The sequence below is a fragment of the Aeromonas sp. R7-4 genome (assembly GCF_040908055.1).
Taxonomy (GTDB): domain Bacteria; phylum Pseudomonadota; class Gammaproteobacteria; order Enterobacterales; family Aeromonadaceae; genus Aeromonas; species Aeromonas sanarellii.
This window is the reverse complement of the sequence record NZ_JBFODA010000012.1, coordinates 33,558-54,396: the sequence shown is the minus strand read 5'-3', so window position 1 is coordinate 54,396 and position 20,839 is coordinate 33,558. Positions and strand designations below refer to the sequence as shown.

General features: G+C 65.7%; 21 protein-coding genes and 1 pseudogene. 18 read left to right on the top strand and 4 right to left on the bottom strand.

Features of this window, described 5'->3' with window-relative positions; all coding sequences use genetic code 11:
* Positions 1–43 precede the first annotated feature (43 nt).
* From napA to AB5Y72_RS01845, 15 genes are all read left to right on the top strand, one after another.
* Positions 44–2,533: a nitrate reductase catalytic subunit NapA gene (gene napA / locus AB5Y72_RS01915; RefSeq protein ID WP_042077403.1), complete on the top strand. Its 2,490-nt coding sequence runs from the start codon at positions 44–46 to the stop codon at positions 2,531–2,533.
* A gap of 15 nt (positions 2,534–2,548) precedes the next feature.
* Positions 2,549–3,283, top strand: coding sequence for a ferredoxin-type protein NapG (gene napG, locus AB5Y72_RS01910; protein WP_219143938.1), 735 nt, complete (start codon positions 2,549–2,551; stop codon positions 3,281–3,283).
* Entirely contained in the window at positions 3,280–4,155 is an 876-nt protein-coding gene (gene napH / locus AB5Y72_RS01905; RefSeq protein ID WP_368198510.1) for a quinol dehydrogenase ferredoxin subunit NapH, read from the top strand. Before napG ends, napH begins: the two co-directional genes overlap by 4 nt.
* Positions 4,155–4,610: a nitrate reductase cytochrome c-type subunit gene (locus tag AB5Y72_RS01900; protein WP_042077409.1), complete on the top strand. Its 456-nt coding sequence runs from the start codon at positions 4,155–4,157 to the stop codon at positions 4,608–4,610. The genes napH and AB5Y72_RS01900 overlap by 1 nt, the downstream gene beginning before the upstream one ends.
* A 93-nt stretch (positions 4,611–4,703) precedes the next feature.
* Positions 4,704–5,294, top strand: a complete 591-nt coding sequence (locus tag AB5Y72_RS01895; RefSeq protein WP_219143939.1) for a cytochrome c3 family protein — start codon at positions 4,704–4,706, stop codon at positions 5,292–5,294.
* Between the two features lie 170 nt (positions 5,295–5,464).
* Positions 5,465–5,971 carry a molybdenum cofactor biosynthesis protein B gene (moaB, locus tag AB5Y72_RS01890; protein ID WP_209793565.1) on the top strand — a complete coding sequence of 169 codons (507 nt, stop codon included), beginning with the start codon at positions 5,465–5,467 and terminating at the stop codon, positions 5,969–5,971.
* 9 nt (positions 5,972–5,980) lie between these two features.
* Positions 5,981–6,505, top strand: a complete 525-nt coding sequence (gene moaC / locus AB5Y72_RS01885) for a cyclic pyranopterin monophosphate synthase MoaC (RefSeq protein ID WP_042077415.1) — start codon at positions 5,981–5,983, stop codon at positions 6,503–6,505.
* Positions 6,502–6,747: a molybdopterin synthase sulfur carrier subunit gene (moaD, locus tag AB5Y72_RS01880; protein WP_216989909.1), complete on the top strand. Its 246-nt coding sequence runs from the start codon at positions 6,502–6,504 to the stop codon at positions 6,745–6,747. Before moaC ends, moaD begins: the two co-directional genes overlap by 4 nt.
* A 2-nt stretch (positions 6,748–6,749) precedes the next feature.
* Positions 6,750–7,229, top strand: a complete 480-nt coding sequence (moaE, locus tag AB5Y72_RS01875; RefSeq protein WP_368198507.1) for a molybdopterin synthase catalytic subunit MoaE — start codon at positions 6,750–6,752, stop codon at positions 7,227–7,229.
* A 61-nt stretch (positions 7,230–7,290) separates the two neighbouring features.
* Positions 7,291–8,004 carry a molybdate ABC transporter substrate-binding protein gene (modA, locus tag AB5Y72_RS01870; RefSeq protein ID WP_042077421.1) on the top strand — a complete coding sequence of 238 codons (714 nt, stop codon included), beginning with the start codon at positions 7,291–7,293 and terminating at the stop codon, positions 8,002–8,004.
* A gap of 57 nt (positions 8,005–8,061) precedes the next feature.
* Positions 8,062–8,742, top strand: a complete 681-nt coding sequence (modB, locus tag AB5Y72_RS01865; RefSeq protein ID WP_368198505.1) for a molybdate ABC transporter permease subunit — start codon at positions 8,062–8,064, stop codon at positions 8,740–8,742.
* Positions 8,739–9,794, top strand: a complete 1,056-nt coding sequence (gene modC, locus AB5Y72_RS01860; RefSeq protein ID WP_368198503.1) for a molybdenum ABC transporter ATP-binding protein — start codon at positions 8,739–8,741, stop codon at positions 9,792–9,794. The genes modB and modC overlap by 4 nt, the downstream gene beginning before the upstream one ends.
* Before the next feature lie 45 nt (positions 9,795–9,839).
* On the top strand, positions 9,840–10,616 hold the full coding sequence (locus tag AB5Y72_RS01855; protein ID WP_368198501.1) for an alpha/beta fold hydrolase: 777 nt from the start codon (positions 9,840–9,842) through the stop codon (positions 10,614–10,616).
* Positions 10,617–10,727: 111 nt separating this feature from the next.
* Entirely contained in the window at positions 10,728–11,771 is a 1,044-nt protein-coding gene (gene parM, locus AB5Y72_RS01850) for a plasmid segregation protein ParM domain-containing protein (RefSeq protein ID WP_245195958.1), read from the top strand.
* A complete protein-coding gene (locus AB5Y72_RS01845) occupies positions 11,764–12,639 on the top strand; it encodes a hypothetical protein (protein WP_368198499.1) in 876 nt (291 codons plus the stop codon). The genes parM and AB5Y72_RS01845 overlap by 8 nt, the downstream gene beginning before the upstream one ends.
* A gap of 65 nt (positions 12,640–12,704) precedes the next feature.
* Here the strand turns inward: AB5Y72_RS01845 and moeB are convergent, their stop codons facing one another.
* Both moeB and moeA read right to left on the bottom strand, forming a co-directional pair.
* Positions 12,705–13,460, bottom strand: coding sequence for a molybdopterin-synthase adenylyltransferase MoeB (gene moeB / locus AB5Y72_RS01840; protein WP_368198498.1), 756 nt, complete (start codon positions 13,458–13,460; stop codon positions 12,705–12,707).
* Entirely contained in the window at positions 13,457–14,683 is a 1,227-nt protein-coding gene (gene moeA, locus AB5Y72_RS01835; protein ID WP_368198523.1) for a molybdopterin molybdotransferase MoeA, read from the bottom strand. Before moeA ends, moeB begins: the two co-directional genes overlap by 4 nt.
* Positions 14,684–15,000: 317 nt before the next feature.
* Here moeA and folE point away from each other — a divergent pair, with 317 nt between their 5' ends.
* Both folE and AB5Y72_RS01825 read left to right on the top strand, forming a co-directional pair.
* Complete coding sequence (gene folE, locus AB5Y72_RS01830; RefSeq protein WP_042077431.1) at positions 15,001–15,657, top strand: GTP cyclohydrolase I FolE; 657 nt, start codon at positions 15,001–15,003, stop codon at positions 15,655–15,657.
* A gap of 290 nt (positions 15,658–15,947) precedes the next feature.
* Positions 15,948–17,596: pseudogene (locus tag AB5Y72_RS01825) on the top strand (methyl-accepting chemotaxis protein).
* 127 nt (positions 17,597–17,723) lie between these two features.
* Here AB5Y72_RS01825 and AB5Y72_RS01820 read toward each other — a convergent pair.
* Entirely contained in the window at positions 17,724–19,457 is a 1,734-nt protein-coding gene (locus tag AB5Y72_RS01820) for a formate--tetrahydrofolate ligase (RefSeq protein ID WP_368198496.1), read from the bottom strand.
* 66 nt (positions 19,458–19,523) lie between these two features.
* Here AB5Y72_RS01820 and AB5Y72_RS01815 point away from each other — a divergent pair, with 66 nt between their 5' ends.
* Positions 19,524–19,925, top strand: a complete 402-nt coding sequence (locus tag AB5Y72_RS01815; protein ID WP_216989918.1) for a hypothetical protein — start codon at positions 19,524–19,526, stop codon at positions 19,923–19,925.
* Positions 19,926–19,933: 8 nt separating this feature from the next.
* On the opposite strand, the gene AB5Y72_RS01810 is transcribed toward AB5Y72_RS01815, so the two are convergent.
* A complete protein-coding gene (locus AB5Y72_RS01810; protein WP_216989919.1) occupies positions 19,934–20,836 on the bottom strand; it encodes a LysR family transcriptional regulator in 903 nt (300 codons plus the stop codon).
* Positions 20,837–20,839 lie beyond the last annotated feature (3 nt).

Below are 20,839 nucleotides of genomic sequence, written 5' to 3'. Positions count from 1 at the left end.
CAATGGCTGTCATTGATGTGATTAAGCAATGCGAGGATATGTCATGAAGCTGAGTCGACGCGACTTTATGAAGGCCAATGCGGTGGCGGCAGCCGCTGCCGTGGCCGGTGTCAGTGCCCCCACCCTGGCGGCGAACCTGATCACCAGTACCGACAAGACAGCCATCACCTGGGACAAGGCGCCGTGCCGCTTCTGCGGGACCGGCTGCTCCGTGCTGGTGGGCTCCCAAGGAGGCCGTGTCGTCGCGACCCAGGGCGATCCCGATGCGCCGGTGAACCGCGGCCTCAACTGCATCAAGGGCTACTTCCTGTCCAAGATCATGTATGGCGAGGATCGCCTGACCCAGCCCATGCTGCGCATGACCAACGGCAAGTTTGACAAGAACGGCGACTTCGCCCCCATCAGCTGGGATCAGGCCTTCGACATCATGGCCGAGAAGTTCAAGGCGACCCTGAAAGAGAAGGGCCCGACCGCCGTCGGCATGTTCGGCTCCGGCCAGTGGACCGTCTGGGAAGGCTATGCCGCCGCCAAGCTGATGAAGGCGGGCCTGCGCTCCAACAACCTGGACCCCAACGCCCGTCACTGCATGGCCTCGGCCGTGGTCGGCTTCATGCGCACCTTCGGCATGGACGAACCCATGGGCTGCTACGACGACATCGAGCAGGCCGACGCCTTCGTGCTCTGGGGCTCCAACATGGCCGAGATGCACCCCATCCTCTGGTCACGCATCTCCGATCGCCGTCTGTCCCACCAGGATGTGCAGGTGCACGTGCTCTCCACCTTCGAGCACCGCAGCTTCGAGCTGGCGGACAACGGCATGGTGTTCACCCCGCAGACCGATCTCGCGATCCTCAACTACATCGCCAACTACATCATCCAGAACGACAAGGTGAACTGGGAGTTCGTCAACAAGCACACCCAGTTCCGCAAGGGGACCACGGACATCGGCTACGGCCTGCGTCCCACCAACCCGCTGCAGCAGAAGGCCAAGAACCCGGACAACGGCGACTCCACCCCGATGAGCTTCGACGACTTCGCGAAATTCGTGGCGGATTACGATCTGGAGTCCGTTTCCAAGCTCTCCGGCGTGCCCAAGGACAAGCTCGAGAAGCTGGCCCAGCTCTATGCCGACCCGAGCAAGAAGGTAGTCTCCTACTGGACCATGGGGTTCAACCAGCACACCCGCGGCGTCTGGGCCAACAACCTCTGCTACAACATCCACCTGCTGACCGGCAAGATCTCCCAGCCGGGCTCCGGTCCCTTCTCCCTGACCGGCCAGCCCTCCGCCTGCGGCACCGCCCGTGAGGTGGGCACCTTCGCCCACCGCCTGCCCGCCGACATGGTGGTGACGGATCCCAAACACCGCGCCATCGCCGAGAAGATCTGGAAGCTGCCGGAAGGCACCATCCCCGAGCAGGTGGGCTACCACGCCGTGCTGCAGAACCGCATGCTGAAAGACGGCAAGCTCAACGCCTACTGGGTGATGTGCAACAACAACATGCAGGCCGGCCCGAACATGAACGAGGAGGGGCTGCCCGGCTATCGCAACCCGGCCAACTTCATCGTGGTGTCCGACCCTTACCCGACCGTGACCGCCCAGGCGGCCGACCTCATCCTGCCCACCGCCATGTGGGTGGAAAAAGAGGGGGCCTACGGCAACGCCGAGCGCCGCACCCAGTTCTGGCACCAGCAGGTCAAGGCACCGGAAGGGGCCAAGTCCGACCTGTGGCAGCTGATGGAGTTCTCCAAGCGCTTCACCGTGGAAGAGGTGTGGCCGGCTGAGTTGATTGCCAAGATGCCGGAAGTGAAGGGCAAGACCCTGTTCGAGGTGCTCTACGCCAACGGCCAGGTCGACCAGTTCCCGAAAGCGCAGAGCAAGGGGGCGCTCAACGACGAGGCCGAGCACTTCGGCTTCTACGTCCAGAAGGGGCTGTTTGAGGAGTACGCCACCTTCGGTCGCGGCCACGGCCACGATCTGGCACCCTTCGATCAGTATCACGAGGCCCGCGGCCTGCGCTGGCCCGTGGTGGACGGCAAGGAGACCCTGTGGCGCTATCGCGAAGGGTTCGACCCCTATGTGAAGGCGGGCGAGGGGGTGCGTTTCTACGGCAAGCCCGACGGCAAGGCGGTGATCTTCGCGCTGCCCTACGAGCCTGCCGCCGAGTCGCCGGACAAGGAGTATGATCTCTGGCTCTCCACCGGCCGCGTGCTGGAGCACTGGCACACCGGCACCATGACCCGCCGGGTGCCCGAGCTCTATCGCGCCTTCCCGGATGCGGTGCTCTTCATGCACCCGGAAGATGCCAAGGCCCGTGGTGTGCGCCGTGGCGAAGAGGTGATCGTCGCCTCCCGCCGTGGCGAGGTGAAGACCCGGGTCGAGACCCGCGGTCGCAACCGTCCGCCCAAGGGACTGGTGTTCATGCCCTTCTTCGACGCGAGCCAGCTGGTCAACAAGCTGACCCTGGACGCGACGGATCCGCTCTCCAAGGAGACGGATTACAAGAAGTGCGCCGTCAAGGTCATGAAGGCCTAAGGCGGGGCTGGGGGGATGAGTCGCAGCCGTCGCCAGTTCCTGGCCGACCTCGCCAAGGGGGCCTGCAGCGTGGGCCTCCTCGGGGCGGGTCTGGGCACGGTGGCGCGTCAGCAGGCCCAGGCGGTGCCCGCCCAGGCGCTGCGCCCGCCGGCGGCCCTCGACGAAGCGGATTTCCTCGGCGCCTGCGTGCGCTGCGGGCTCTGCGTGGAGGCCTGCCCCTATGACACCCTCAAGCTTGCCCGGTTGCTGACCCCCGTGACCACGGGCACCCCCTACTTCGAGGCGCGCAGCGTCCCCTGCGAGATGTGTGACGACATCCCCTGCGTGGCAGCCTGCCCGAGCGGAGCCCTGGATCAGGGGATGACGGACATCGATCAGGCGCGGATGGGGGTGGCGGTGCTCATCGACCACGAGACCTGCCTCAACTACCTGGGGCTGCGCTGCGACGTCTGCTACCGGGTCTGCCCGCTCATCGACAAGGCGATCTCGCTCGAACTGGTACGCAACCCGCGCACCGGCAAGCACGCCATGTTCCTGCCGACCGTGCACAGCGAGGCCTGCACCGGCTGCGGCAAGTGCGAGCACGCCTGCGTGCTGGAGGAGGCGGCCATCAAGGTGGTGCCTCGCGGGCTCGCCAAGGGGGAGCTGGGCCATCACTACCGGCTCGGCTGGGAAGAGAAGGCCAAGGCGGGCAAGTCCCTCATCGGTGAGCGCCTCACCCTGCCGACCCGCAAACCGGAGGGGCTATGAGTCGTTATCCGGGGGCCGAAGCCCGGGCGCGGCTGGGCTGGTGGCGGTCGCATCGCTTCCTGCTGCTGCGCCGGCTCTGCCAGTTCGGCGTGCTCTCGCTCTTCCTGCTGGGACCGCTGGCGGGCATCTGGATCCTCAAGGGCAACCTCTCCAGCTCGCTGCTGCTGGAGACGGTGCCCCTCACGGATCCCCTGACCCTGCTGCAGTCGGTGGCGGCGGGCCATTGGCCCATCCCCACCCTGTGGCTCGGGGCCGGGCTGGTACTCGCGGGTTACTGGCTGGTGGGGGGGCGGGTGTTCTGCTCCTGGGTCTGCCCGGTCAACCTGGTCACGGATGCCGCCGCCTGGGCTCGGGCCCGGCTCGGTCTCAAGGGCAACGGCCAGTTCAACCGCCACACCCGCTACTGGCTGCTGGCCATGGTGCTGGTGGCCCCGGCCATCACAGGCGTGCTGGTGTGGGAGCTGGTCAACCCGGTGTCGCTCAGCCTGCGCGGCCTGCTGTTCGGCATGGGGGCGGGCTGGGGTCTGCTGGCGGCCCTGTTCCTGTTCGACCTCTTCGTGGTGGAGCGGGGCTGGTGTGGTCATCTCTGTCCGGTGGGGGCCTTCTATGCCCTGGTCAACCGGGTGGGGTTCGTCAAGATTGCAGCCAATGGGCGCGAGCGGTGCAGCAACTGCATGGATTGTTATGCGGTCTGCCCGGAGCGCCCCATACTGCGCGGCCCGGTTCACGGGGCCAAACGAGGTCACGGGCCCTTGATTGCGGCTCAGGAGTGCACCAACTGCGGCCGTTGCATCGATGTCTGCGCGGAGCAAGTTTTCGAAATCACTACAGGTTTTGCCGTCAAGGCAGAGAAAACGTCGGAGAACAAATAATGAAGAAGCTGATTGGAGCAATGCTGGCCTGCCTGATGGCGGGTTCCTTGATGGCGGCCGTCCCCGAGATCACCAACAGCACGGGGGGGATCAAGTCGGAGCGGGGGAGCACGGATCTGGTGACCGAGGCCGACGCGGCCCCGCTCAAGAACTACCGCAAGGACGGCGACATCTATGATCGCCAGTACATGCATCAGCCCCCGCTGATCCCCCACGACACCCGCAACTACGAGGTGGACAACAAGGTCAACAAGTGCCTGGCCTGCCACAGCTTCAAGAACGCCAGCAAGATGAAGGCGCCCAAGATAAGCCCCACTCACTTCGAGACCCGCGACGGTCAGACCCTGGGTGAAGTCTCTCCCCGCCGCTACTTCTGCCTGCAGTGCCACGTGCCGCAGGCGGACGCCAAGCCGCTGGTGGAGAACACCTTCAAACCGGTCGAAGCACTGAACTAAGGAGTTTACCGATGACATCACTCAGCCTTGTCCCCAGTGTCTGGACCACCTTCAACACACCAGTGAACGAAGCACTGAACTGAGGAGCCATAGATGAAATTACCCGGCTTTGTCCAGCGTCTGTGGACCACCTTCAAGTCACCGTCCAGGGCGGCTCTCTGGGTCATCCTGCTGATGGGCTTCTTCGGCGGCGTCATCTTCTGGGGTGGTTTCAACACTGCCATGGAGGCGTCCAACACCGAGGCCTTCTGCACCGGTTGTCACGAGATGAAGGACAACGTGTTCGTGGAGTACCGCGACACCATCCACTATGCCAACCGCTCCGGCGTGCGGGCCAGCTGCCCGGATTGCCACGTGCCCCACGAGTGGACCTACAAGATCATCCGCAAGGTGCAGGCCTCCAAGGAGCTGTGGGGCATGATCACCGGCAAGGTGGACACCCGCGAGAAGTTTGAATCCCACCGCCGCGAGATGGCGGAGCGGGAGTGGAAGCGGATGAAGGACACGGATTCGCGCGAGTGCCGCAACTGTCACAACTTCGAGTACATGGACTTCTCCCTGCAAGGGCGGCGAGCGGCCCAGATGCACTCCACCAACCTGGCAAGCGGTCAGAGCACCTGCATCGACTGCCACAAGGGGATTGCGCACCAACTGCCTGACATGAAAGGCGTGCCAGGCTTCTGATACCCAGGCCACCGGATCCCGCCGATCCGGTGGCCTGTGATTTTCCCCCCCTCTGCCAGACAACTTTTGATAGAATCCCGCCCGGTAGCGTGTCGTCCTGCATCCTCGACCAGGCCAGGCGGCGCCTTCATCCCATTCTCTCGTGGTCAATGATTGACAGGAATTGCCCCATGGCCCCCAAACACAGCGAATTCATCCCTCTCAAGATTGCCGTACTGACGGTCTCCGACAGCCGCAGCGCCGCCGATGACAGCTCGGGGGACTACCTGGTGTCCGCCCTGACCGAGAGCGGCCACGTGCTGGCCGACCGGGCACTCTGCCCCGACAACCTGTTTCGCATCCGGGCCCAGGTGAGCGACTGGATCGCCGATGAAGGGGTACAGGTGGTGCTCATCAACGGTGGCACCGGCTTCAACGAGCAGAACCGGGTGCCCGAGGCGGTCGGCGTGCTGTTCGAGCGCACCGTGCAGGGTTTTGGCGAGATGTTCCGCCAGCTCTCGTTTGCCGAGATCAAGGGCTCGGCCATGCAGAGCCGCGCGCTGGCGGGGCTCGCCAATCGCACCCTGATCTGCTGCCTGCCTGGCTCGACCGGCGCCTGCCGCCTCGGGTGGGAGCAGCTGATCCGGGATCAGCTCGACGCCCGCACCAGGCCGTGCAACTTCGTCGCCCATCTGTGAGGGGCAGCCATGAACCCGACCGATCCCAGGCAGACTCAACCCAACCTGACTCATCTCAACCAGAGCGGTGAAGCCCACATGGTGGATGTCACCGACAAGCAGGTGAGCGAACGGGAGGCCCGCGCCGAGGCCTTCGTGCGCATGGCGCCCGACACCCTGGCGCTCATCCTGAGTGGCCGGCACCACAAGGGCGACGTCTTCGCCACCGCCCGCATCGCCGGCATCATGGCGGCCAAGAAGACCGCCGATCTCATCCCCCTCTGCCACCCCCTGGCCCTGACCCGGGTGGAGGTAGAGATCCAGGCCCAGCCCGAGCACAATAGGATCCACATTCGCACCCTGTGCAAGCTCTCCGGCAAGACGGGGGTGGAGATGGAGGCGCTGACCGCGGCGTCGGTGGCGGCGCTGACCATCTACGACATGTGCAAGGCGGTGCAAAAGGACATGGTGATCGAGCAGGTCCGGCTGGTGGAGAAGAAGGGCGGCAAGTCCGGTCATTTCCAGCTGGATGCAAATGCAGGAGAGAACGCATGATCAAGGTACTGTTTTTTGCGCAAGTCAGGGAGCTGGTCGGCTGCGACGAGCTCAGCCTGTGCTGCGAGTATGCCAGTGCCGATGCCCTTCGCGCCGCCTTGAGCGAGCGGGGTGACAAGTGGGCGCTGGCGCTGGAAGCGGGCAAGCTGCTGGTGGCGGTGAACCAGACCCTGGTGCCCCTCGACACCCCCCTCAAAGACGGGGACGAGGTGGCCTTCTTCCCGCCGGTGACCGGAGGTTAAGGATGAGCAAGATAATGACCGTGGATCGCATTCTGGTACAGCGGGCGGACTTTTCGCTGGCCGAGGAGTACGGGCGTCTCGCCACCCGCCCCGACAGCGGCGCCGTGGTCAGCTTTGTCGGCAAGGTACGCGACTTCAATCAGGGGGAGCACGTGAAGGGGCTGGCCCTCGAGCACTACCCCGGCATGACCGAGAAGGCGCTGGCCGCCATCGTGCAGGAGGCGCGAGCGCGCTGGCCGCTGCAGGAGTGCACCCTGATCCACCGTATCGGCGAGCTGCTGCTCGGGGATCAGATCGTGCTGGTGGCGGTGAGCAGCGCCCACCGCGAGGCGGCCTTCGAGGCCTGCCACTTCATCATGGATTTTTTGAAGACCCGGGCGCCGTTCTGGAAAAAAGAGCTGACCGCCGACGGGGTACAACGCTGGGTCGAGGCCAAAGCGAGCGACGACGCCGCCACCGCCCGCTGGCAACAAGGGGTGTGAATCCGCCGGGCCCCCCGCGACAGGGCTGCAAACCGGCACAGGTTTCAACAGGAGTAAGGGAATGAAGAAGCTGTTATCCGTGGTGTTGCTGAGTGCTTGCGCCACCGCCGTGCAGGCCGACGAGGTCAAGGTGGCCGTGGCGGCCAACTTCAAGGGCACCATGGAGCGCATCGGCAAGGCGTTCACCGCCAAGACCGGCCACGGCGTCGTCATCAGCTCGGCAGCCACCGGCGTGCTCTATACCCAGATCAGCCACGGTGCCCCCTTCGATCTCTTCCTCTCCGCCGACGTGGCGACCCCTCAGAAACTGGAAGCCGAAGGCAAGGGGAGCGAGCGTTTCACCTACGCCATCGGCCAACTGGGCCTGTGGCAGAAGGGGGGACCGGCCCCCGACGAGGCAAGCCTGCGCCACTGGGAGGGGGAGCTGGCCATCGCGAACCCCAAGACTGCCCCCTATGGCGCCGCCGCCATGGCGACCCTGGAACACCTCAAGATCGATCCCAGGCAGTACCGTCTGCTGACCGGCACCAACATCGGCCAGACTTGGCAGTTCGTCGACACCGGCAATGCGAAGCTCGGCTTCGTCGCCTGGGCCAACCTGGTGGAGGCGGGCAAGACAGGCGAAGCCTGGGTGGTGCCGAGCCAGTTCCATCCAGCCATCGAGCAGCAGGGCCTGGTCCTGAAGAAAGGGGAGGCGGTGGACGCCCTGGTGGCCTGGCTCAAGGGGCCTGGGCAGGCGCAGATCAAGGCCGCGGGTTATGCCCTGCCGCAGTGATGGCCCGTGTGCTGAGAGGCCTCCTATGCCTGTCAGTCGGTATCCGGGAGGCGGGCGATGAGTGAGGGGGATCTGCTGGCGATCTGGCTCACCCTGAAGCTGGCCGCCAGCACCACCGGCATCCTGCTGCTGCTGTCGCCGCCGCTCGCCTGGTGGCTGTCTCGCAGCCAGCACCGACTGCGTCCCGTGGTGGAGGCCCTGGTGGCGCTCCCCCTGGTGCTGCCGCCGACCGTGCTCGGCTTCTACCTGCTGATCGCGTTCTCCCCCGAATACGGCATCGGCACCTGGTGGCGGCAGACCTTCGGGACCCCGCTCGCCTTCAGCTTCCTCGGCCTGCTCATCGCCTCCGTCATCTACTCGCTCCCCTTCGTGGTGCAGCCCCTCACCTCCGCCTTCGTCAACATGGGCAGCAAGGAGATCGAGGCCGCCGCCACCCTGGGGCTGGGGCCCATCGAGCGCTTCTTTCGCATCATCCTGCCGATGACGCTGCCCAGCTTCGTGATGGCGGCGGCCCTGGGTTTTGCCCACACCCTGGGGGAGTTCGGCGTGGTGCTGATGATAGGGGGCAACATCCCTGGCGAGACCCAGGTGCTCTCCATCGCCCTCTTTGATCACGTGGAGACGATGGACTATCGCAGCGCCCACCTGCTGGCGGGCGGCCTGATGGGCTTCTCCCTGGTGATGCTGGTGCTGGTCTACGGCGTGCTGCAGCGCCGGCAACGGAGGCTGTTCGGATGACGCTGGAGATCTCCGTTCGTCGCTCCTTCGGCCCCTTCACCCTGGCGTGCGAGCTGTCGCTGCCCCCCTGCCGCATCCTCGGTCTGTTCGGCCCCTCTGGCTGTGGCAAGAGCACCCTGCTGCGCATCCTCGCCGGGCTGGATCGGGCCTCCTCGGACGCCCTGTGCTGGCGCGGGCGCGAGCTCGCGGCCCTGCAACCCGAGGCGCGCCGCATCGGGCTGGTGTTTCAGGACGCCCGCCTCTTCCCCCATCTGAGCGTGCTCGGCAACCTGCAACTGGCGGCCAGCAAGGGCAGGGGGCGCTGGCAACCGGAGGCGCTGGCGATGCGGCTCGGCTTTGCCGAGCTGCTGGAGCAGCCCGCTCATGGCCTCTCCGGCGGTCAGCGTCAGCGGGTGGCCCTGGGCCGCGCCCTGTTGGCGGAACCCGATCTGCTGCTGCTGGACGAGCCCTTCTCGGCGCTGGACAGGCGCAGCCGCATCCATCAGGCCCACGTGCTCAAGGGGTTGCAGCAGGAGAGCGGCATCCCCATGATCTTCGTCAGCCATGCCATGGAGGAGGTGAGCCTGCTCTGCGATCGGCTGGTGCTGCTGGCGGATGGCCGGGTGGAGGCCCAGGGCTCCCCCGAAGAGATCTTCGCCCGTACCGACCTGTCTCTGGCAAGTCGCGACGACGTCGGGGTCATGCTCTCGGCGACCCTGGCCCACTATGACGAGCGCGAACAGATGGCGACCCTGCGGCTCGGGGAGCAGATCCTGATGGTGACCATGGAGCATGCCCCCGACGAGGCGGGCCCCCTGCAGATCAAGGTGGCGGCGCGGGACCTGGTGATCGCCACGGCGCCCATCGAGCACTCCAGCCTCTCCAACTGCCTGGAGACCCGGCTGCTGGGGGCGCGGGAGGTGCGGCCGGGGCAAACCCTGTTGCAGTTGGCCCTGGGGCAGCAGATACTGCTGGCCCGGATCACCAGCCGATCCGCCAGGCGCCTGGATCTGGCGCCCGGGCAGCGGCTCTATGCCTACGTCAAGGCGGTGAGCCTGGTGGGGGAAGGCTGAGGCCGGTACGGGCAGGCGGCTATCGAAAGAAAAGGGAGAGGACGGGTGCGTCGCAACCAGGTAATGAAATCCCATGGATTGGCCCTGCGCAGCGCGGGGGAGGGGCCCCTGCTGGTGCTGCTGCACGGGCTGGGCTCCTCCAGTCTCGACTGGCAGGCCCAGATAGAGCACTTCAGCGAGCACTACCGGGTGGTGGCGCTGGACTTGCGTGGTCACGGCCAGAGCCTGCAGGAGGGGCCCTTCGACGTGCCCACCCTGGCGGCGGACGTGGCCCGCTGGCTCGACGAGCAGGCCGAGCCCGCCTGGGTGGTGGGGCTCTCCTTGGGGGCCATGGTGGCGCTGGAGCTGACGCTGCGACTGCCGCACAAGGTGCAGGGGCTGGTGCTGGTCAACGGCTTCAGCGAATTCCTGCTGGAGACCCCCAAGGAGCAGGAGCGCTACGCCATGCGCCTCAAGTGGCTGCGCTGGTTCGGCATGCGGCCGCTCGCCTGGTGGCTTGGGCGGGAACTCTTTCCCGGTCCCGAGCTCGCCCAGGTGCGCCACACCTTCCGGCTGCGCTTCGTGCGTAACAAGAAGAAAACCTACAAGGCGCTGCTGGAGGCGCTGCCTGGCTGGTCGGTGCGCGCCCGTCTCGGCACCATCTGGCAGCCGGTGGCCATCGTCTCCACCAGCCACGACTATCTGCCCCTGGCGCGGCGGGTGGAGCAGTTCGCCTCTCTGCCCAACGCCAGCATCCACACTCCCGAGGGTCATCACGCTTGGCCGGCGGAAGATCCCGCCGGGTTCAATCATTTGCTTCACCGGATTTTAGAAACTCATTAAACTTGTCGCCCCTTAGGCTTATCACCCGTGTATGGATTGGTCCGATCGCCTTGCCACTGGCACAAGGCAAGGCAATCGGACCCATTTTGCGCTATCAACAGGTATTTCCTCATGTCTGAAGTAATGAAAATGGCCATCGACGATGGTTCGACCAACGTCAAGGTGAGCTGGATCGACAACAAGGTGCTCAAGACCATCATCTCCCCCAACTCCTTTCGCAAGGATTGGAAGAGTGCCGCCTTACGCAAGGACAAGAAGATCTACAACTACGAGATAGGCAATACCAAGTACACCTACGACGCCACCTCCGACAAGTCCCTGGCCACCACCCACGTGGAGTACCAGTACGACGATCTCAACCTGCTCTCCGTGCACCATGCCCTGCTGCAGACCGGGGTCACCCCCTGTGACGTGGCCATCACGGTCACCCTGCCCATCACCGAGTTCTACAACCCGGACGACTGCCAGCGCAACGAGGAGAAGATCGAGAAGAAGCGCCGCAACCTGATGCGGGCCATCAGCCTCAACAAGGGTGAGCTGTTCAACATCGTCAGCGTGGAGGTGATGCCGGAGAGCCTGCCTGCCGCCCTCTCCCGCCTGATCGGATCCGGCTGCAACGAGTTCACCAAGACGCTGGTGATCGACTGCGGCGGCACCACCCTGGACATGGGGATCATCGTCGGCGAGTTTGACGACGTCTCCGACGTCTATGGCAACAACGAGATCGGCGTCTCCATGGTGACCGACGCGACCCGCAAGGCGCTGGCGGCGGCGGACAGCGACTCCAGCTATCTGGTGGCCAACGAGTTCATCAAGCGTCGCCACGACATGAGCTTCGTGCGGGACGTGGTCAACGACGAGAGCCAGATCCCCAAGATCCTCGAGAAGATGCAGAACAAGATCGACGAGCTGGGCTCCCAGGTGGCCCACGAGGCGAAGAAGTTCGCCAAGAACCCGAACCGGGTCTATCTGGTCGGCGGCGGGGCGTCGCTGATCTTTGATGCCATCAAGGCCGCCTACCCGACCCTGGGTGACAGGGTGGAGCTGCTGGACGACGCCCAGTCCGCCCTGGCGCGGGAGATCTGCCTCTACACCACGGAAGAGGAAGAAGTGTACCGGGAAGCGCCGGTGATGGCCGGGGTCGGCGATGAGTAGTCAACTCAAGCGCATGACCTTCTCCATCTTCATGGATCCGGGTGCGCTGGAGTCTGATCGCTACGCGGCCGGGATCTTGCAAAGCTGGTATCAGCGGGCGCGCAAGATCCAGGACGATGTGGAGGAGTTTGACTTCTCCAAGAGCCGTTTTCACAAGGACATCTACCTCTCCGGCATGTTCCTCTATGTGCTGGCCCCCAGCCTGTGCAAGGGGATGGCCAACGCCTTCGGCCCGGAGCAGGTGAACCTCGCGACCCTGCGCCACGTCTTCGCCGGTTGCGGCTTCGATCTGGGGGAGGGGGCGATCCCCGCCATGACCGACACCCTGATCGACGAGATAGTGGCCAGGCTGGCCCCCCGGCTCGAGCAGGGGGACTCGGCCTCCCTGGTGGAGGAGATAGTCCAGCGCCTGGGGCAGCCCCAGACCGCCGCCTCCCAGGTCCACCTGGTGGACGAGATAGTCCAGCGTCTGGGACAGTCACAAGGTGGCCTATCCCAGACTGATCTGGTGGACGAGATAGTGAGCCGCATCGGCGAGCAGCAGCCTGCCGGGCTCTGGGACGAGCTGAAGCAGGGGCTGCCGGCCCCGCTCGATCACGATCTGCTGGCGGAAGCCATCGCGGGCAAGCTGCCTTCCGCGGCGGCGGAGCCGGATCTGGCGCCCCTGGCCGGCAGCATCCAGCAGTTCTCCCGCCAGCTGGAGGAGCAATCCAGGCTCATCCGCGAGCAGCATCTGCTGATCCAGCGGCTGGCCAGCCAGCCGGGCCGGCAGGTTGGAGGGAATGAGCCGGGTGCCGAGCCACTGATCGAGGATCTCTCGAGCCAGGTGGCGAACATGAAGAAGGTCAAGGCGAAGGGGATCTTCTAGGGCCATGTCGACACTGCGATGCAAAAAAGCCGAACCCCGGGGTTCGGCTTTTTTGTGGGCGCCTATCAGGGCTTGGAGCAGACCGGGCAGTCGGGGCGCTTGGGGAGCTTCATCTCCCGGAAACCGCCCTGGAGGCCGTCGATCATCAGCAGGCAGCCGCTGTAGCTCTTGCCCATGCCGGCCAGCAGCTTGATGGCTTCGAGGGCCTGCAGGCTGCCCACCAGCCCCACCACGGGAGCCAGCACCCCGGCCTCGACGCAGGTGAGCGCCTGATCGCCAAAGAGGGCGCTCAGGCAGGCGTAGCAGGGTTCATCCTCCTGCCAGGTGAAGCTGCACAGCTGCCCCTCCAGCCGGATGGCGGCGCCGGACACCAGGGGCACCCGATGCGCGCGGGCACGCCGGTTGAGCAGGTTGCGGATGGCGACGTTGTCGGTGCAGTCGAGCACCAGCTGGTGGCGCGGCAGCAGGGCGTCGAGCAGCGCCTCGTCGGCGACGGCGGCGTGGGTTTCCACCTCGAGCCAGGGATTGAGGGCCCGCAGCGTCTTGGCGGCGGAGTCCACCTTGTAGTGGCCGATGCGCTCGTCGCTGTGCAGCACCTGGCGCTGCAGATTGGAGAGCTCCACCCGATCGAAATCCACCAGGGTGAGGTGGCCGACCCCGGCCACCGCCAGATATTGGCTGGCGGCGCAGCCCAGGCCCCCGGCGCCTATCACCAGCACCCGGGCCTGCTTGAGCGCCTCCTGCCCCTCGAAGTCGAAGGATTTCAGGATGATCTGGCGGTTGTAGCGCAGGAGTTCGGCGTCGCTCAGGATCTCGCTCACAGCAGCAGCCCCGAGAAGGGTTCGACGGTCACCGTCTCGCCGGCGGCCACCTTGCCCCGTTCCTGCTCGAGGACGATGTAGCAGTTGGCCCGGGACAGGGAGCTGAAGACCCCGGAGTCCTGGGAGCCGGTGCTGCGCACCTCGAGGCCGTGCGGGCCCGCGCTCAATATGCCGCGCTGGAAGTCCAGGCGCCCCGGGCTCTTCTTGAGCGGCTCGGTGACTGTGGCCTTGAGAGAAAGCGGGCGCTCGAACTGCTGGCCGGCCAGCCTGGCCAGCGCCGGCTGCACCAGCTGATCGAAGGTGACCATGGCGGAGACCGGGTTGCCCGGCAGGCCGAAGAACCAGGCATGGGGCAGGCGGCCAAAGGCAAAGGGCTTGCCCGGCTTGATGGCGAGCTTCCAGAAGCCGATTTCACCGAGCTCCTCGAGCAGCTGCTTGGTGAAGTCCGCCTCGCCCACCGAGACACCGCCCGTGGTGATCAGGGCATCGGCCTCGCGATCGGCCTGCAAGAAGGCGGCGCGCAGGGCGGCCGGATCGTCCGGGATGATGCCAAGGTCCAGGCAGTCTATGCCCATGCGGCTCAGCATGGCCTTGACCCCGTAACGGTTGGAGTCGTAGATGTCCCCGTGCCGGAGCGGGGTACCCAGGGGCTTGAGCTCGTCCCCCGTGCTGAAGATGGCCACCTTCAGGGGGCGGCGCACCGAGACGCTCGCGATGCCGAGGGACGCCAGCAGCGGCAGCTCCCGGGGGCTCAGGCGCAGGCCGCTGGCGAGCACTCTGGCCCCCTGCGCCAGGTCCTCGCCGCGGCGGCGGATATTCTGGCCAGGCACGGGATGAGTCAGAAAAGTGATCCCGTTGTCGTTCGCCTGCGTTTCTTCCTGCATGACCACAGCCTCCGTGCCCGCGGGCACCGGGGCCCCGGTCATGATGCGGATGCAGTGGCCGGCAGGCCATTCCCCCTGATAGGGCTGGCCCGCGAAGGCCTTGCCCGCCACGGGAAGCGGCGCCCCGGCGGCGAGATCCGCCAAGCGCACCGCATAGCCGTCCATGGCGGCGTTGTCGAAAGGGGGCACCGACAGGGGGGAGCTGATCTCCTCGGCCAGGATCCGATCCAGCGCCTGGGGCAGGGGCAACCGCTCCGTCTCGCAGCAGCAGCTGAGTTGTTCCAGCATCCCTTGCAGGGCCTTGTCCAAGGGGAGGAGTGCACCGATATCGAATCCCATCATCATGACCTCTCTGGTGTGTAGGGGGCGGATTATCCCAAAAATCCGCCCGAATGGGCAGGCCGAAGGTGCGGGAATGGGGGCTGGCCCCCGGGTGTGGGGCGGCAGTCCTCTCGCACCACCAGGTGGGGGCGGGTCCGGGTTCAGCGTATGTCCCCGAACGGGGAGGTGGATAGAGAGCAAAACGGGGCGGTTTGACATAAAGTCGGGTGCCGGACTTGAGTTAGCCGGAATTATGACAATAATCGCCCTGTAAGATTGCGCCGCGGCACCATGTCGCAGGCCAGCACAGTCCCTGAGCGTGGGAGAGAAACAAGATGACGAGCTTAAGCCAGGAAGCCCTGTTGGTCAGGGCGGCGCTCGAGGCCCAGGGCCTCGAGACACCTCTGGTGGCCAATGCATTGAACGGCCAGCAGAAGAAGGAAAAAATCGAAGGTCATATGCGCGCCATCATGGAGACGCTGGGGCTGGATCTGGCCGACGACAGTCTGGCCGAGACGCCGCACCGCATTGCCAAGATGTACGTGAACGAGATCTTCTCCGGCCTCGACTATGCCACCTTCCCCAAGGTGACGGTGATCGAGAACAAGATGAAGGTGGACGAGATGATCATGGTGCGGGACATCAGCCTCACCAGCACCTGCGAACACCACTTCGTCACCATAGACGGCTTTGCCCACGTGGCCTACATCCCCCGCGGCAAGGTGATTGGCCTGTCGAAGATCAACCGCATCGTGCAGTTCTTCGCCCGCCGTCCCCAGGTGCAGGAGCGGCTCACCCAGCAGATCCTGCTGGCGCTGCAGACCCTGCTCGGCACCCAGGATGTGGCCATCAGCATCAAGGCGACCCATTTTTGCGTGAAGGCCCGTGGCGTGATGGACTCCACCTCCTACACCACCACCACCTCCCTGGGCGGCGTCTTCAAGACCCAGCCCGATACCCGCGCCGAGTTTCTCGGCGGCCTGAAGGGTTAGCAACAGGGGGCATGCTCCGGCATGCCCCGCCAGCCCCTTTTTTCTGAAAAAATCCTAAAGCCCGGGCAATGCCGGCCGATATGGCTCTCCGTGTCGCCGGATGGCCGGTTTTTCAGTGCCGTGCGGCGCCCTCATCCCACGGTGCAACAGCGGTGCCAGCGCATGGCGTTGCCCTGGTGTACACCGACACGGATGAGACCCGATGTACTGCTACGGATGGCGGTGATGGTGCTCGCGCCCTTGGGCCGACGCCGACCAATGCCCCTTGTTTTCCCCATGCAGGACATGCCATGAACACCATGACAATAGGCAAGAAACTTACCGCCGGCTTTGCCGTCCTCGGCCTGATGATGGCCTTTATCGGCGGGGCCTCGCTGTTTGAATTCAGCAAGATGAACCGGGCCGCCATCGGCTTCACCGACAGCATCCTGCCCGCGGTCGTGCGCACCAGCACCCTGGGCGAGACCATCAATGCCCTGCGCCGCTACGAGCTGGATGTCTTCCTGGTGGCGGACGATCCCCAGCAGAAGGCCCGCTATCGCGACGAGAGCGAGAAGAGCCTGCGGGACGCCGCGCAGCAGATAGCGGCCCACGATGCCACCATCTGGGCGGAAGATCTGGAGGAGCGGCGCACCTTCGACATCGTCAAGGCGGACTGGGAGAAGTACGTCGCCCTGCACCAGCGCATCCGTCAGATGCAGGACGCAGGCCAGATGGCCGAGGCCCAGCACCTCTTCATGGCCGAGGGGGTGACCCTCTACACCAACCTGAGCAAGTCGGTGGGGGATCTCATCCGCATCAATCACGGCTACTCCGTCAGCTCCCGTGCCGAGGTGGTCGCCGCCTTCGACAGCGCCAAGCTGAGCGTCACCCTGGCCCTGATCATCGGCCTGGCGCTGGTGATCGCCCTCTCCGTGGTACTGACCCGCCAGATCCGCGACCCGCTCATCATGCTGGCCCGCCAGGCCCAGCGCATCGCGAGCGGCGATCTCGGCAAGGGGGAGCTGCAGGAGTGGATCCGTGGCAACCGCTTCAACCGCGACGAGCTGGGTCAGCTGGGCTCGGCCATCGACCGGATGCAGGAGGCGCTGGCTAGCCTGGTGAGCGAGATCGCGGGTTCGGTGAGCCAGCTCAGCAGCGCGGTGGAGGAGGTGAGCGCCATCTCCGAGCAGTCCGCCAAGGGCATGGCCAGCCAGCAGAGCGAGGTCTCCCAGGTGGCCACCGCCATGAACGAGATGCAGTCCACTGTCAATGAGGTGGCCCGCAACACCACGGACGCCATGGGCGCGGCCAAGCAGGCTTCCCGTACCTCGGCCCAGGGCAACGAGGTGGTGCGTGGCGCCATTGGCAGCATAGAGCAGGTCTCCCGCCAGATAGAGCAGGCGGGGGCCGTGGTGCAGCAACTGGAGACCGACAGCGCCAGCATCAGCATGGTGCTTGACGTCATTCGCGGCATCGCCGAGCAGACCAATCTGCTGGCCCTCAACGCGGCCATCGAGGCGGCCCGGGCTGGCGAGCAGGGGCGCGGCTTTGCGGTCGTCGCGGACGAGGTGCGCAGTCTGGCCCAGCGCACCCAGGCGTCCACCGCCGAGATCAGCAAGATGATCGAGGTGCTGCAGGAGCGCACCGCCGAGGCGGGCAACGCCATGCAGCTGAGCCGCCAGCAGATGCAGGAAAGCGTCGAGCTGGCCCGGGAGGCGGGGGCAGCATCGACAGCATCAACGGTGCCGTCACCCAGATCACCGACATGAACACCCTGATCGCCACCGCCACCGAACAGCAGAATGCGGTCACCGAGGAGCTCAACCGCAGCATCGTCAATATTCATGCCGCCGCCGACGAGAACGCCCTGGGGGCACAGCAGACCGCCCAGGCCTGCGTCGAGCTGAGCAAGCTGGCCACCTCGCTGCACCATATGACCCAGCGTTTTACCCTGTAAGCCTTGTTCGGCAGATAACAGAAGGCCCCGCCAATTGGCGGGGCCTTGTCGTTTCTGGCTGGTTTGTTGATCGTAGGGTCGATTAGTGCAGCGTAATCGGCCGGCGCCAGACTGTTTATCCGATCATTTAGCTCAATCCGACTATCTCACCGTCGTCGTCGATATCGATATGACGGTAGGCCGGCAGGCTGCCCAGGCCCGGCATGGTCATGACGGGGCCCGCCAGGGCATAGACGAAGCCGGCGCCGGCGCAGAGCCGCACCTCCTCGACGGGCACCTCGAAGTCCGTCGGCACGCCCTTGAGGGCGGGGTCATGGCTGATGGACAGCGGCGTCTTGGCCACGCAGACCGGCAGGTGATCCCAGCCATCGGCCGAGAGACTGGCCAGCTGCCGGCGCGCCTTGTCCGACAGTTGCACGCCGCGCCCGCCGTAACCGCACTCCACCAGGGTGGCGAGCTTGGCGGCGAGGCTCGCCTCGTCGGGGTAGAGCAGCCTGACCTCACTCGGCTGCTCGCAGGCCGTCACCACGGCGCGGGCCAGATCCGCGGCGCCCGCCCCTCCTTGGGTGAAGGCCTGGGAGAGGGCGACGTCGCAGGCCCCGGCGCGGCGCGCCTCCTCTGCCAGCAGGGCCAGCTCGGCGTCGCTGTCGCTCGGGAAGCGGTTGATGGCCACCACCACGGGCACCCCGTAGCGGCGGGCGTTCTGGATGTGCCAGGCGAGGTTGGCGCAGCCCGCTTTCAGGGTGGGCAGATCTTCCCCCAGCAGGCTGGCTGGCAGGCACTGGCCCGGGCGGATGTCGAGCAGGCCGCTGTTGGCCTTGAGGCCGCGCACCGTGGCCACCAGCACCACGCAGGCGGGGGCGAGGCCGGACTGGCGATACTTGATGTTGAAGAACTTCTCCAGCCCCATGTCGGAGCCGAACCCCGCCTCGGTCACCACATAGTCGGCCAGGTCCAGGGCCATGCGATCGGCGATGACGGAGGAGTTGCCGTGGGCGATGTTGGCAAAGGGGCCGGCGTGGACCAGCACCGGGGTCTGCTCCGTGGTCTGCATCAGGGTGGGTTGCAGGGCGTCTTTGAGCAGCACCGTCATGGCCCCCGCCACTTCCAGCTGCTCGGCGGTCACGGGTTGGCCGCGAAGGTCGAGGGCGAGCTGGATGCGGCCGATGCGCGCGCGCAAGTCCTTGAGATCGCTCGCCAGGGCCAGAATGGCCATCAGCTCGGAGGCGGCGGTGATGACGAAGCGATCGGGGCGCTCGACACCGTTGGCGACGCCCCCCTGACCGAGGGTGAGGTGGCGCAGGGCCCTGTCATTCATGTCCAGGGCGCGCGGCCAGAGGATGTTGGCCGGGTCGATATCCAGGCGCGCCAGCCCGGTGTTGGGGGTGAACGCCTCCCCGAGTTTCTGCTCGTGGAACAGGCGGGCATCGAGGGCGGCTGCGGCCAGGTTGTGGGCGGCGGTGAGGGCGTGAAAATCCCCGGTGAGGTGGAGGTTCATCTCCTCCATCGGCACCACCTGGGCCATGCCACCCCCGGCGGCTCCTCCCTTGACCCCGAACACGGGGCCGAGGCTCGGCTGGCGTATGGTGGCGATGCCGGACTGGCCGATGTGGTGGAGCCCCATGGAGAGGCCGATCGTGGTGACCGTCTTGCCCTCCCCGAGGGGGGTCGGGGTGATGGCGCTCACCAGCACCAGCTTGCCGGGCTCGCGGGCGGGGGCGTGATGGAGCAGCGCGAGGTCGAGTTTGCCCTTGTAACGGCCGTGGGGGTGGAGATGGGCGGCCGCTATGCCGAGCTGTGCTGCCACCTCGGCGATGGGCAGGCGGGGGGACTGGCGGGAGATCTCGATATCGCTTAGCATCAGCACCTCGTTGGCATGTCGGGTCAAAGATGCGGCGAAGTCTAGAGGAATCAACAGGGTAATCCAATGAGCAATACTATTTTATCCGGCAGTCGTGAGCCTCATCAAAGCCCCATCCTGCTGGATCTCAACGCCCTCTATCACCCTCCCAAGCGGCCCCTCACCGCCCTCGGCATCGTCAGCGCCTTCATCCCGCTCTTTGGCTACGGCTGGCAGGCGATGACCCAGGATCCCGAGACCCATTTTCGCCACGAGCTCGGCAAGCGCATCAACAGGCACAAGAGCGACGAGGCGAACCTCGCCCTGATCCTGCAACTGGCAGCCATGCTCGACTGCCACTGCCTGCACATCACCCTGCCCTATGCGCTGGGAGAGGCCGAGCTCGCCGCCTTGCGCCAGCGCCTGCCGCGCTGGCAGCTGACGATGACCGAACTCCTGTTGGTGGCCGAGCTGATGCCCACTCCCTGAGCCCGGGCTCAGGTCTCCCTGTCCCAGTAGTGGGGCGCCAGGTAGCGCTCCTGCACGAACTCGATGAAGCAGCGCACCTTGGCCGAGACGAAGCGGCGGTGCGGATAGAGGGCGTAGAGCCCCACCTGCCCCTTCTCCCACTCCGGCAGCAGGGGCACCAGCGCCCCCGAGCGCAGCGCGTCACCGACGATGAAGGTGGGCTGCAGTATGATGCCCTGGTGGTCGCAGGCGGCCCGGGTCAGGGCCACCCCGTTGTTGGCGCGAAGGGGCCCCTGGGGGCGAATGCTCTGTTGCTCCCCATCCCGTTTGAAGACCCAGTCCGGCTGGGTCAGGGTGTAGATGAGGCAGTCGTGCTGCTTGAGATCCTCCGGGGTCCTGGGGGTGCCCCGGCGGGCCAGGTAGTCGGGGCTGGCGCACACCACCATCTTCATCATGGCGAGCGGCTTGGCCACCAGGGAGGAGTCCGGCAGGTTGCCGATGCGCAGGGCCAGATCGAACCCCTCCTCCACCAGGGCCACCCGCCGGTCGCTGTACTCAATCTCGAGCTTCAAGTCCGGGTAGCGCTCGCGAAACAGCGGCAGGGCGGGGGAGAGGTGCAGGTAGCCGAAATCCATGGGCACCGAGAGCTTGAGGGTGCCCTGGGGCTGCTGGTTGTTGTGGGTGAGCTGGCTGTGGGTCTCCTCGAGCTCCGCCAGCAGGGCCAGGGAACGCTGGTAGTAGAACTGGCCCGCCTCTGTGGGGTTGACCTGGCGGGTGGTGCGCGACAGCAGCCGGGTCGACAGCGACTCCTCGAGCTGCTGCATCAGCTTGGACGTCATGGCGACCGAGATCCCGAGCTGGTGGGCGGCCTTGGTAAAGCTCTGGCACTCCACCACCTTGATGAAGGTGCGCATGGCGGCTATCTGATCCATATT